This window comes from Paenibacillus sp. FSL H8-0034 (assembly GCF_038000305.1).
Classification (GTDB): domain Bacteria; phylum Bacillota; class Bacilli; order Paenibacillales; family NBRC-103111; genus Paenibacillus_S.
Window position 1 is genome coordinate 6,612,393 of sequence record NZ_JBBOBS010000001.1, and the last position, 13,382, is coordinate 6,625,774.

The following is a 13,382-nucleotide window of genomic DNA, read 5'->3' on the forward strand; positions in this document are numbered from 1 at the left end:
CACATCACTCACCAAGATTAAGCTGCTCACACCGCAATAGACAGAAAAGCCCAAAGGTATCAGACCTTTGGGCTTGGCTAGCTGTATGGTAAACAACCCATCTTTTTTAAAAAGGAAACTTCATAACGCCGACGATCAGGAAAAACAAGATTCCACAGATCACGCTCATCGATTTGATCTTGCCCAGGTGGTCCTTGACCTTGGAGCCGGATGGGTCTGACAATGCTTTACGCATAGCACCACCCAATACACCCGTTAACGCACCCAATGCAAGGAACAACACGACAGAAACAATCATCCAGGCAACGGAATTTCCGACCTTACTGACCAGATATCCGCCTGATAACAGCGCAATCACTAGCGCCAGCTGACCTGTCCGGTTCACAGCGAACAATACGCTCAAAAATCCGAATTGTGCCTGGCCTGTCAGCGCTTGAATTCGCATGGACAGGAAAGGCAGCAGCAGATAAATCCCCATCATTATAGCCGCAAGTACATGTAAAAAAACGAACACTTGAACCATCAGAGTACCTCCATATATACATAATTTATATAAATTAAGTATACCTGATTACGCAAAGCGTTAGCAAATGAAATGCGGCTTTATCGTCCGTTTATCACGTTTTACGGTTCTAATTAAGAACTATTCGTGAATAGCGATCCCTTTGCGGATAGCTCGCTTCTCGCGCCACGTTTCCAGAATAACGAATAAGGAAGGTACGACAATCAACGTCAGGATCGTCGAATAGATCAAGCCTGAGATAATGGTGATTCCCATCGGTCTCCACAGGTTGCCGCCCATAATCGTCATCGGCAGCAGGCCGCCAATGGCTGTTGCCATGGTGAGCAGGATAGGACGAAGCCGGGCTCTACCCGCTTCCGCCACAGCTTCATACAGCGGCAATCCGCGTTTTCTGGCCTGCTCAATAAATTCGATCAGGATGATTCCATTCCTTACGACTATTCCCGCCAAGCTGACCAAGCCCATGAGAGCCATAAATCCGATAGGCGAATTCGTAATGTACAGACCGATAACAGCACCACCAGCAGCTAAATATACGGTTGATAAGATCAATAACGGAATTGATAATGAATAAAATTGCATAACCATCAAAATATAAATCAGCAGCAAAACAATGATCGACAGCTTGCCAATCGCGATGAAAGCGTCATTGCGTTCCTCATTTTCCCCGCCATACTCAACGGTATAGCCTGCAGGCAGCGTTTGACTGTTCAGCTGTGTTTTGACATCCTTGATGACGGCATCAGGCAGACGATCCTGCGTGTAGCTTCTAACGATAATCGTTCTGGTTTGGTTACGGTGATGAATTGATTTAATCATCGAGCTCGAACGAATATCGCCAAGCTCACGAACCGCTATCGTTCCACCCTTTTGTGTAGGTACAAACAGCTTGCTCATCGTATCTATAGGATCTGCACTGCGTGCCTTGGCATATAAGGTCACATCAATCAGCTTCTCCCCCTGCTGCATGGAGACGATTTCCAGGCCTTCCGTAGCCATTCGCAGCGTCCTTGTCAAATCCTTATCACTGACTCCAAAAAGATTCAGCTTGGCCGGGTCCGCCTTCATCTCAAATGTATTCATGTCACCGCCGACATCATCAGATACACTTGTAGTGCCGGGAATTTGCTTTAATAGTTCTTGAATATTATTGGAAAGCTGACGTAATTGATCCAGATCATCCCCGCTGATACGAATCGCGATAGGCGCTCCAACGGGTGGACCTTGCTCCAGCTCCCGCGGTGTAATTTCGATATCCTCAGGGACCAGCTGACTGAGCTCCTGCCGCCAGCTGCTTATCACTTCTTTGGTATGAATCACCTTGGGATCGATTTTGACAAAGAGCTGCCCTACGTTCGTACCGGTATGTTCGGACTCCGAGTAGTAGAACTTGGGTGCGGTTCGGCCCGAATAGGCAGTAACAAATTTCACGCCAGGCTGATGCTGAATCCAGTCAGCAGCTTTATTCATCGTAAATTCAGTTTCCATAAATATGCGGTCTGTCGGCAGCTTGAAATCAATCAGCATCTCATCCTTTTCGGCAGGAGGGAAATACTGAACGCCCAGGAACGGCAGCAGGCCGAAGCTGCTGGTACCCACCAGTAAAGCAACAACTCCCGTCAGCAGCGGTCGTTTCAGGAATACGTATATTTGCCTGCTATAGAAGGAACTTAGTCGTTGAATCGGCTTACCCAGCAGCCCCGGAGAATGCTCTTCTACCAGCTTGAGCTCGTCCTGGGCAGAACGATTATGCGCTTCTAACAATTCGGGATCGGCCTTACTCAGCTTGGCGCTTCTTGTAGCCATTTGTTTATTTTGCTGCTTCCGCAGCGCACGTTCGCCTACCCATTGGCGAAAAATCGGAATGACCGTCAATGACATCGCCATGGAAGCGGCCAAGGTCAAAGAAATCACAACCGGCAGCGGTCGAATAAAGCTTCCGATATTGCCCTTGAGAAATAACAGAGGCAAAAATGCTGCAGCCGTTGCAATCGTAGCCGTCAGGATGGATACCGCAACATCGCGGCTTCCGAGCAGTGAAGCCTGCTCTGGTGTATCGCCCAGCTGCAGCCTCCGCTGGATATTATCATTCACAACAATCGCATCATCGACCAATATCCCGAGAACGATAACAATCGCTACAACCGTGATTTGATTTAAATCGATACCCAGGAACTCAATTGGGATAAACCCGACTGTGATCGAAATCGGTATAGCCAGCGCCACCACCCACGATGTACCAAAGGTTAGTCCCATCGAGCAGACTATGATAACTACGATGATCCCGGTCAGCAGCTCCTGACCCAAATCCGTAAATAAATGATCCAGACTTTCCTTTTGCGTAAACAAGGACACCAATTCCACATGCTCTGGTAATTTAGACTTCAGATCGGATACCATCACATCAATACGCTTCTGCAAGGAAGGAATGTCTGCACCCTTCTCTGCGTTAATAACAAGATCGAGAGCCGGTTTACCGTTATGTACAATACTGACCTCTTGCTTCTTAGGTCGAAGCTTAATTTCAGCAACATCTCTAAGCTTTAATGTATTGCCGTTAGGCAGTCCCAAAATATCCGTATTCGCAACATCCTCAGCCGACTTCCACTCTCCCGGCATATTGACATAAAAGGATTTCGTTGTTTGATCAACCATACCGAGAGGTACGCGATCATGGCGATTGGTGAGCGCCTGTGCAACAATACCCCAAGGCAGCTTGAACGTATCCAGCTTATCCGTATCAATAATCACGGCTACTTCCTGCTCCGGCAGCCCGATAATGTCCACGTTGCTCACACCCGAGAGTGTGCTTAGCTGTTTTTTCCACTGCTCCATAACGGGCCGAAGAGGTTCTAATTGCTCTGGCTGTTGGACGACAAAATGCAGGATTTGCTCGGCAATTTTACCCAAATCATCATTAACCTCAGGCTTATTGGCTTCAGCAGGAAGCTCGCTATCGGCAGATTGAACCTTCTGTCGCAGCGTATCCCAGGCTCGCTTAATATCGGTTTCCGGCTTGACTTCCACATTAATAATCGACACATTAGCCATCGAGGTAGAGCTGAGAATCGATATATCGCTCATTTCCTTGATCTTCTGCTCTAACGGTCGGGTAACAAACTGCTCTACCTTCTCCGGTGAGGCACCCGGATAAATCGTCTTGACTATGGCCGTTGTGATATCGATCTCCGGATTTTCCCGCTGCTTGAGCGTAAATACATTCACAATGCCCATAAGTACCGCCACCACGAAAAACAAAAGCGTTACTTTACGGTACTTCAGTAATTTGGTGATCATTTGTCACCCGCTTCCGTCGACTCCAACTGGCATGGCGCATTAACACCTGCGAGTACTTGAGCTATGGATTCAATATGTGTAGTATCGTAATTTTGAACGACAAAACATTGGTACGCCACCAACTCCACCATGCCTATTTTCGAATAGGCCGCAATTTCAAGCTGTGCATCCGAGTAATTAGGAAAAGCCCCCCAATCCAGAAAGGATTGCTTAATAACGAGCATAATTGTACGATAAAAAGCATCCGAAATATCAGCGATCTCTGTAGAAGCCGCCCCATGCCCGTTTAATATTTTCAAAATCGTTTTGTTATGATAATACACGTGCAGCGACTCCAGAATCATCCGGTAGAGTGCCTGTTCCTTCATGTCTCCTGTGCAATTTTGCTTGATCGCATCAGCAATTTGGCCGAGGCACGATTCAGCAATGCTGCGAAATAGATCCTCCTTGCTTTTGAAATACAAGTAAAAGGTCCCTTGGGCTACCCCTGCTTTATGTACAATATCCGAAACCTTCGTTGTATGATAGCCCTGATCCTCAAAGAGCTTAAGCGCGGCCTCTATAATACTTTCCCTTTTATCTTCACCCATCTGTGCGTTCCCCCTCTGAGTATCTGAACATTAATTTATGACTGACTCATCAGTCATTTTCATATTAACATCATTATCCAGGTTCTGCAACCTGTATCATTGATCAATTCCTTACTGAAATCCGCCGCCCAATGCAAGCCTTGTTTCATAGGTATATCACATGTATAATTGTAACAATTTTTCAAATTGAATGGGTTTAGAGAGGAGCTGCATGTTATGAATATTCGTTACCTGGGTCCAACAGATGCTGACATATATCGCCAGCTTCGTTTACGATCTCTTCAAGAAAATCCGGAAGCTTTTTTAACCACCTATGACATACAGCAGGCCAAACCTCTTGAGGCATTCCAGCAAAATCTGCAGCGGACAGCAATGAATTTTACGTTAGGCTGCTTTACCGAGGCTCAGGAGTTGGCTGGAATCGTTACGTTTGTGCGTGAAAGTAATCCCAAGATTACGCATAAGGGTACTATATATGCTATGTATGTGTGCCCTGAATTCCGTGGACAACGCATCGGTTACGCTCTCCTGACCGAATTAATTGAACAAGCCAAACAATGCCCGGGACTTGAGCAAATTAACTTAACCGTAGTCTCCACCAACCACGCAGCGAAAAAGCTCTACGAATCCGTTGGTTTTACTACGTATGGAACCGAACGAAATGCGATGAAAAGCCATGGACAATATTCGGATGATGATTTGATGGTTATACGCTTGTACCCTACAAATTCAAATTAAAATCAACTGGTTCGATTGCTGCAATTACTGCTTTTTAAGCTAAAAGGACCGGGATTACCCTATGATACAGGGTCTCCCAGTCCTTATATAGAGCTGCATGGACACTATTAGAACAATGTGCGTAACGCTTCCGGCGTGAACGGCGCCAGTTCTTCCGTTCTGCCTTCACGGATTTTGGACGCCCAAGCTGGATCAATTAGTAAAGCACGACCAACCGCAACCAGATCAAACTCATTTTTGTTGAGCTTTTCAATTAAGGTATCTACGCTGGCCGCACCTGCTCCTTCTCCCTTAAAGCCAGAAATAAAATCATTGTCAAGTCCTATCGATCCTACTGTTATAGTTGGCTTTCCGGTTAATTTCTTGACCCAACCCGCAAAGTTAAGATCAGAGCCTTCAAATTCCGGTTCCCAGAAACGACGTGTAGAACAATGAAACACATCAACGCCTGCTTCCACTAAAGGTGAAAGGAACTGAGCCAGTTGATCCGGATTTCCTGCTAATTTGGCTTGATAATCCGATGATTTCCATTGCGATATACGTATAATAATAGGGAAATCCGGGCCTACAGCACGACGGCATGCCGCAATGATGTCAGCTGCAAAACGAGTTCGTTTTACCAAATCACCGCCGTAGCTGTCATTACGTTGATTGGTTTTCTCCCAGAAAAATTGATCAATCAGATAACCGTGTGCCCCATGAAGCTCAATACCGTCAAAACCAATTCGTTTGGCGTCAGCCGCTGCTTGTGCGTAGGCTGCAATAACGGACGCGATTCTGGATTCGCTCATCGGCTCATTGACTTGCTCACCAGTTGCGATGTCGATACCTGAAGGCCCAATCGGCTTTTCGTCAGGGTTAGGGATGGCACCAATCTTGCGATCCGTACCGATGTGCCAAAGCTGCGGCATAATGAGCCCGCCCGCCTCATGGACTTGAGCTACAACTTCAGCCCAACCCTTCAATGCATCATTCCCATGGAAATTAGGTATATTAGGATTATTCGTCGCAGCTGGATCGTTAATTAACGTACCTTCAGTAATAATGAGACCAACGCCATTCTCTGCACGGCGGCGATAATAAGCAGCCACATCAGGTCCTGGCACGCCTTCAGGAGAGAAAGCTCTTGTCATTGGAGCCATGACGATCCGGTTTTTTAATTTCAATTTGCCTATCGACAACGGTTCAAACAACGGCTCTACCTTCGTGGATGATTGTGTATCTTGATTACTCATTCCTTATTACCTCCGTTTTATATAAATATTTGTATAGCTCATGCTTTACCTCAACAACTGTCATAGCAATCATTACAGTTAATACAAATTACTATACCACAAGTTTCCTCATTCTACTACTACTGACTTTTACCACAGCAAATAAAGAAAATATATTAACTAATCCGATATGTTTAGTGTATTTTAAATATAGTTTACCTTATCTGTTATGTCAATGAAGTATTTCTCACCCTCATCGCAAACCTGCATCCAGTTAAAACACAAAAAAAAAGCTGATTCCGATTAAACATCAGAGTCAGCTTGCTGTGAAAAGCGTTATTCAGCATACATGAAAATTAAGCAGATACCACCTTGATTACGTTACGAACGGAATCTGCGGATTTATCCAGAGCTGTCTTCTCTTCAGGCAGAAGCTCCAATTCGAAAATCTTCTCTATGCCATCGCCACCCAACAAAGTAGGCACGCCCATGAACAGGTTGTCATAGCCATATTCACCTTGCAGCAAGGCGATAGCAGGAATGATCCGTTTTTTGTCTTTGATGATCGCTTCAGCCATCTGAACCAGGGAAGCCGCAGGTGCGTAGTACGCACTTCCGTTACCCAACAGGTTCACGATCTCGCCGCCGCCTGTACGTGTACGCTGTACAATAGCTTCAATACGATCAGCCGGAATCAGCTTCTCGATTGGAATACCGCCAACATTGGAGTAACGAACCAAAGGTACCATATCGTCGCCATGGCCGCCCAATACGAAGCCGCGAACATCTTCAACCGATACATTCAACTCCTGTGCGATAAATGTGCAATAACGAGCTGTATCCAATACGCCGGATTGACCAATTACACGGTTTTTCGGGAAGCCCAAAGCCTCGTAAGCTACATAGGTCATAGCATCAACCGGGTTGCTCAAAATGATCACAATGGAGTTAGGGCTTGTTCTTTTTACATTTTCACAAACGGATCTTACGATACCTGCATTGGTGTTAACGAGATCATCACGACTCATACCTGGTTTACGCGCAATACCCGCTGTGATGATTACGATATCGGAGTTCGCTGTATCGTCGTAGTTGGAAGTACCGACGATATTGCTGTCAAAGCCTTGAACCGGAGAAGCTTCGAGCATATCCAAAGCTTTACCTTTTGTCGGGTTTTCCAATTGTGGGATGTCCAGCAGAACCACGTCTCCCAGTTCTTTCTGTGCTGCCAAGAATGCAGTTGTTGCCCCTGTGAAACCTGCCCCTACAACGGTAATTTTTTTACGTTGAATTGCCATAATAGATAGCCTCCTGAAATGGTTTATTTGGGAGTGCGAGGTTAAAGATTAAATATTAAGGTCATAGCATCCATAATATTAAGGACATAGCATCCAAAAGTGGGCTTTCAGGATTAGGGATATGCCTCCAAGCATATGCTTCCGTAGCAAGTTTGCTGCGCAAACTCTTAGCTGTTGAAACTGTGTTCTTATTATTAGATGAAGCGGTGGGAACACCGTTTCAAAGGCGGCGCGTAAACTCTACGGCACAATCCCTAACTCCTTATCGCACGATTTGGAGTTAAGTCAACGTTCACAAGCACAATCAACCTTTTCACTCGTTGAGTGTAGAAAGATTCGCCTCAATTGGACCCGAGGCGTAACAAGGTCTAGGGCTGCTAAAAGCAAAGCAAAATCTAGAACCAAATACTAAGCAAGCTCAAGAACAGTCTAAAGATGGCTCAAGCAAGCTAAAGCACCTAAAAGCCACACACATCAATTCTGTAGGAGCATGAAATAGCAGTTCGTCAATGCGATGCTTCGCAAAGCTGAAGCTCTCATTGACGAACGTGTTTCACAGCTAAACATTCCTTCGAGAAGCCGCGGCGCTTGGAAGCGTGTCTGTGGGATGCTTTGCGCAGCAAAGCCACCACAGACGGTCGCGTTCCCAACACCTCAACTTTCTCCACAACGCTATCCCGCATGATAGCGAGTCAGCAGCAAGCTTCGTGTAACGAATCTTGCTGCTGACAGTCGCGTTCCATGTACCCCAGACGCTCAAGAACACCCAATCCCCGAGATCACTCGCAGAAAGATGCTCTATCGTCGTCCAGGGGGCGAAACCCCTGGGGTCCCCCTTACAAAGGGGGATTTAGGGGGATGTCTCCTCTTAGGCCATATGTTTAATGATTTGGTTAGCGAACTCGGAGCATTTCACTTCAGTTGCGCCTTCCATCAAACGTGCGAAGTCATAAGTAACGGTTTTGTTGTGAATCGAAGTTTCCATGCCTTTGTAGATCAGCTCAGCTGCTTCCAACCAGCCCAAGTGCTCAAGCATCATAACGCCGGACAAAATAACGGAACCTGGGTTAACAACGTCCAAGCCAGCATATTTAGGAGCTGTACCATGAGTCGCTTCAAAGATAGCATGCCCAGTTACATAGTTGATATTAGCTCCTGGAGCGATACCGATTCCGCCTACTTGTGCTGCCAAAGCATCGGACAGGTAGTCGCCGTTCAGGTTCAATGTTGCGATAACGTCAAAATCAGTAGGACGAGTCAATACTTGTTGAAGAGCGATGTCAGCGATAGCATCCTTAACGATGATTTTGCCAGCAGCTTCTGCTTCTTTTTGTGCTTGGTTAGCAGCGTCAGTGCCTTTTTCTGCTTTAATTCTGTCGTATTGATTCCAAGTGAAGGTTTGATCGCCGAATTCTTTTTCAGCCAGCTCATAACCCCAGTTTTTGAACGCGCCTTCTGTATATTTCATGATGTTGCCTTTGTGTACCAATGTCAAAGTTTTGCGTTTGTGTTTGATTGCGTACTCGATAGCGCCGCGCACCAAACGTTCTGTACCTTCGGAGGAAACAGGTTTTACACCGATACCGGAAGTTTCCGGGAAGCGAATGTTTTTAACGCCCATTTCGTTTTGCAAGAAATCGATCACTTTTTTCACTTCAGCAGAACCGGCTTCCCACTCGATGCCAGCATAAATATCTTCTGTATTTTCACGGAAAATAATCATATCTACAAGCTCAGGACGTTTAACCGGGGACGGTACGCCTGTGAAGTAACGAACTGGACGGGAGCACACATACAGATCCAATTCTTGACGAAGTGCAACGTTCAAAGAACGGATACCGCCGCCAACCGGAGTCGTTAATGGCCCTTTAATAGCCACTATGTATTCACGAATTGCTGTTAAAGTATCGTTTGGCAACCAGCTTTCGAATTTATCAAATGCTTTTTGTCCAGCAAATACTTCATACCAAGCGATTTTCTTCTCGCCATTGTAGGCTTTCTCAACTGCAGCATCCAATACGCGCTTGGAAGCAGCCCAAATATCAGGACCTGTGCCATCACCTTCGATGAAAGGGATGATCGGGTTGTTAGGTACATTTAGAACACCATCAACGATAGTAATTTTTTCGCCTTCAGTTGGTAATGCGTATTTTTCGAATTTAGCCATGGGTATTAGTTCCTCCTTAGAATAGGTGCATAATTACACAAAATTGAACGGGAGCTACTGCGCTTGTCCGGATTCATACGAATGGGACAAAACCCGCAATAACAACCCGTTGATTGCAAGCAATCCGGTTGATCAAAAGATTAACGATTTTCGATTGGAATATACTTTTGGTTCACAGGACCATTGTATTCAGCACGTGGACGGATCAAACGATTATTCTCGTATTGCTCCAAAATGTGCGCGGTCCAACCGGATGCACGACTGATCGCAAAGATCGGTGTAAACAAGTCACGCGGAATTTCCAGGGAAGTATATACAGATGCTGAGTAAAAATCAACATTCGGCTTCAAGCCCTTTTCTCCAGTGACAATCTCTTCGATCTTGATCGACATTTCGTACCACTTCAGGTTACCCGTAATTTTGCCCAGCTCCTGAGACATTTTTTGCAAATGCTTGGCACGTGGATCGCCATTTTTGTAAACGCGGTGTCCAAAGCCCATGATCTTCTGCTTGCTGTTCAGCTTGTCATGAACATAGCTGTCTACGTTGTCAAGCGAATCAATGTCTTCGAGCATCGCCATTACGGCTTCGTTCGCGCCACCATGAAGAGGCCCCTTCAATGCACCGATCGCTGAAGTAACACCGGAATAAATATCCGATAATGTCGCAACAGTAACACGCGCGGCAAAAGTTGAAGCGTTCAATTCATGGTCGGCATGAAGCACCAACGCCGTGTCCAATGCCTGAATGGCTACTTTATCTGGTTCTGTGCCAATCAGCATGTACAAAAAGCTTTCCGCGATGGATTGGCTCTGTTTAGGCGCAACAGGCTCTTTACCTTCACGAATACGGGCAAAAGCAGCGATGATTGTCGGAATCTGCGCCTGCAGCTTGATGGCTTTACGCAAATTCGACTCAGGTGTCATATCGTTGGCTTCTTCATCGTACAAAGCCAAACAGGAAACCGCTGAACGAAGTGCTGCCATTGAATTGGCTTCCTTCGGATAAAGCTTCAATTGCTCGATAACCTGAGCAGGGATGGGTGCAAACTTATTAAAATCTGCGATTAATTGCGCTAACTCAGAAGCATTCGGTAATTTGCCATACCAGAGTAAATACGCAACCTCTTCAAATGTAGCATTCTCGGCCAAATCATCGATGTCGATCCCCCGATAAGTAAGGACACCGTCAATGATGGAGCTAATTGAGGATGTTGTTGCGACAATACCTTCCAATCCTTTGGTAGCAGTCAAAGCAATCTCTCCTTTACGTTCAATTCAAAACCTATACATAACGATATAGATAACTATATCACATAACACATATCCTATTGCAACTTGAGCGCAGGATGGCCATTCTCATCAATCTTACTATTCTACTATAAATGATTTACCAAGCAATGTGAACAAATACACACATAAAAGTTCATTATCGGTACAATAAACTTATGCTATCTCTCGATGACTTCAAAACCAAGGAGCCCCGGGCAGTGGTCCCGGAGCTTCCATTCACACTATAAAATCCACAAAGCTTGGTGCTCTGAGCAGCCCATGACGCGTCCAGCTGCTAAATTGAACTTTAACCTGAATACGTGGGTCTAAATAAACAAAGTTTTGATCTTCACCATTCTCCAGCTTCTTGCTGATTGCCTCAAATGCTTTTTTATGAGATGGGTTTACTCCCTGCTCAATGATGCCAGCGGGTCGCATTTTCCCATTCTCCTTCACGTGGGCAAGCCAGCCGAACTCATCTTTACGATAGCCTGCCACATACACATCCGTATATTGATAATTCATGATCGTCAGCCAATCGTGGGATCGCCGCGACACATAAACGCTGCTTTTCCGTTTGGCCACAATGCCTTCCATCGACTTCCCTACAATCGATTCATACAAGTCCTCTCCGCGTTCTTCAATCTGATTAACCACACTGAAATAATTATTCGGTAATAAAACCGATTCCAGGATGGAACGGCGCTTCATCAAGGAAAGCTGTCGAAGATCTCGACCTTTGTGAACAAGAATATCCCAAACTACGTAGCTAACCGGACTTTGATTTCTGAAAGCCTGAATTTTAGTTTTATTTGTTATTTGAAGCCGCTCCATGACCAACTCAAAATTAAATTGTTCGGATTCCGGATCTCTATAGCAGACCTCCCCATCAAGGACCACATCGCCCTCAATCGGGACGTCCCATAGCTCGGGATACTGTGAAGTGCATTCCTTGTGATCCTCTGTAAATAGACGGGTCTCTTCCCCACCCTTTGATAATATCAATCGGTGCCCGTCAATTTTCGGCTCAAATAAATAAGCCTGATCAGAAAAAGGCTTCTCGCGGGAGTTTAAGAGCATTGGCGCGATAAACATTAGCATCACCCTGCTACGATTTTACCATGTCTGATAGGTATGAATAATCAGGGAAATGATGGGGGAATATAGATTTAGTTGAAAATTTAAAGGAGGGCTTAACATGGCAGCAGGTCAGTCGAGAAGCAGCAATCAGTTAGTGGTGCAGCAAGCAGCACAGGCATTGGAACAATTGAAATATGAGGTTGCACAAGAGCTGGGAATTCAAATTCCGGCAGACGGTTACTATGGCTACATGGCTACTCGTGATACGGGTGCGATTGGCGGCCATATGGTTCGGCGGTTGGTTCAAATCGCTGAGCAGCAAATTTCCGGTAACCGCTTCTAATCGTATAGTTTACAGTAAATCGCCCTCAATCCTGACAAGGAACGGGGGCTTTGTTATGTGTAAACTCACTGATCTACTCTCTGGGCAGACCGGATGCATCCCGCAAGCTGTTGGCAAGCCATGCGTAATAGTCACGTTGCTCCTTCCAAGCAGCTGCCTTATTGCTATCCTGAGCGGCCTTGAGCTGAGCATCGGCAGCAGCCCATGAAGGCTTTAAAAACGTATTAATCATCGTCAGTGCCACACCTGGATCAAGCTTTGGCATATCGTCCTCTACCTCCAAAATATCATAGTTGTCCAGCCGGTTTGACTGAATGATTTGGATTAATTTTACCGCATACTTCGGATCAGACGCATACCCCGCATTTTGCAAGCAGCCAGCAGCCCCAACATAATCAAGCTCCTTGCAGCGTTCAAAAAAGCCGGATGCCTTGTACCTGCTGTTCGCTATCAAAAATTCACTATGATCGATTACAGAGCCTTCCCACGAATCATAAGTCCGGAAACCGCCAATTATTTTGACGAAATGACCATTGGTATATTCTGTTGTCACGAATTCCTGTCCGCTGCCTTTGATCCCAAACAGGTTATTCCCTGGCGCTGCAGCACCCCATCCCGATTCAATTGCGCCCTGTGCAATCGTAATACTGGCCAGAATGCCGGTACGCCTCTGCTCAGAGACAGCCATAGGAGCTACTATATTGATAAAATCCTGTGCTTTCACCTCGCATCATCTCCTTCATACAGGATATTCAGCTTGTACCTTATTGATTGTATGGCAGCCCTGAACGCACTCTCTTATATGTCAATGCCTGCATTCCTTCTGGACGTTCCGCTGGATGGCTTGGGTCTGGTTCTTAA

The 13,382-nt window shown here is 45.8% G+C and carries 11 protein-coding genes; 2 read left to right on the plus strand and 9 right to left on the minus strand.

Features of this window, described 5'->3' with window-relative positions; genetic code table 11:
* Positions 1-106 precede the first annotated feature (106 nt).
* From NST47_RS29640 to NST47_RS29650, 3 genes are all read right to left on the minus strand, one after another.
* Complete coding sequence (locus tag NST47_RS29640; RefSeq protein ID WP_240416166.1) at positions 107-523, minus strand: hypothetical protein; 417 nt, start codon at positions 521-523, stop codon at positions 107-109.
* Between the two features lie 120 nt (positions 524-643).
* Positions 644-3,820 carry an efflux RND transporter permease subunit gene (locus tag NST47_RS29645; RefSeq protein WP_341158354.1) on the minus strand — a complete coding sequence of 1,059 codons (3,177 nt, stop codon included), beginning with the start codon at positions 3,818-3,820 and terminating at the stop codon, positions 644-646.
* On the minus strand, positions 3,817-4,410 hold the full coding sequence (locus tag NST47_RS29650; RefSeq protein ID WP_341158355.1) for a TetR/AcrR family transcriptional regulator: 594 nt from the start codon (positions 4,408-4,410) through the stop codon (positions 3,817-3,819). Before NST47_RS29650 ends, NST47_RS29645 begins: the two co-directional genes overlap by 4 nt.
* Before the next feature lie 216 nt (positions 4,411-4,626).
* On the opposite strand from NST47_RS29650, the gene NST47_RS29655 reads away from it, so the two are divergent.
* Positions 4,627-5,148: a GNAT family N-acetyltransferase gene (locus NST47_RS29655; protein WP_341158356.1), complete on the plus strand. Its 522-nt coding sequence runs from the start codon at positions 4,627-4,629 to the stop codon at positions 5,146-5,148.
* Between the two features lie 107 nt (positions 5,149-5,255).
* Here the strand turns inward: NST47_RS29655 and NST47_RS29660 are convergent, their stop codons facing one another.
* The 5 genes from NST47_RS29660 to NST47_RS29680 form a co-directional block, all read right to left on the minus strand.
* Positions 5,256-6,383 carry an NADH:flavin oxidoreductase gene (locus NST47_RS29660; protein ID WP_341158357.1) on the minus strand — a complete coding sequence of 376 codons (1,128 nt, stop codon included), beginning with the start codon at positions 6,381-6,383 and terminating at the stop codon, positions 5,256-5,258.
* Between the two features lie 335 nt (positions 6,384-6,718).
* Positions 6,719-7,660: a malate dehydrogenase gene (mdh, locus tag NST47_RS29665; RefSeq protein ID WP_076233188.1), complete on the minus strand. Its 942-nt coding sequence runs from the start codon at positions 7,658-7,660 to the stop codon at positions 6,719-6,721.
* Between the two features lie 868 nt (positions 7,661-8,528).
* Positions 8,529-9,827 carry an NADP-dependent isocitrate dehydrogenase gene (icd, locus tag NST47_RS29670; RefSeq protein ID WP_076233186.1) on the minus strand — a complete coding sequence of 433 codons (1,299 nt, stop codon included), beginning with the start codon at positions 9,825-9,827 and terminating at the stop codon, positions 8,529-8,531.
* Positions 9,828-9,967: 140 nt separating this feature from the next.
* Positions 9,968-11,080 carry a citrate synthase gene (gene citZ / locus NST47_RS29675; protein WP_341158358.1) on the minus strand — a complete coding sequence of 371 codons (1,113 nt, stop codon included), beginning with the start codon at positions 11,078-11,080 and terminating at the stop codon, positions 9,968-9,970.
* A gap of 255 nt (positions 11,081-11,335) precedes the next feature.
* Complete coding sequence (locus NST47_RS29680) at positions 11,336-12,193, minus strand: ATP-dependent DNA ligase (RefSeq protein WP_341158359.1); 858 nt, start codon at positions 12,191-12,193, stop codon at positions 11,336-11,338.
* Between the two features lie 103 nt (positions 12,194-12,296).
* On the opposite strand from NST47_RS29680, the gene NST47_RS29685 reads away from it, so the two are divergent.
* Positions 12,297-12,521 (plus strand): alpha/beta-type small acid-soluble spore protein, encoded by a 225-nt coding sequence (locus NST47_RS29685; RefSeq protein WP_240416184.1) that lies wholly within the window; start codon positions 12,297-12,299, stop codon positions 12,519-12,521.
* Positions 12,522-12,594: 73 nt separating this feature from the next.
* Here NST47_RS29685 and NST47_RS29690 read toward each other — a convergent pair whose 3' ends face one another.
* Positions 12,595-13,245 (minus strand): glycoside hydrolase family 73 protein, encoded by a 651-nt coding sequence (locus NST47_RS29690; RefSeq protein ID WP_341158360.1) that lies wholly within the window; start codon positions 13,243-13,245, stop codon positions 12,595-12,597.
* Positions 13,246-13,382: the final 137 nt, after the last annotated feature.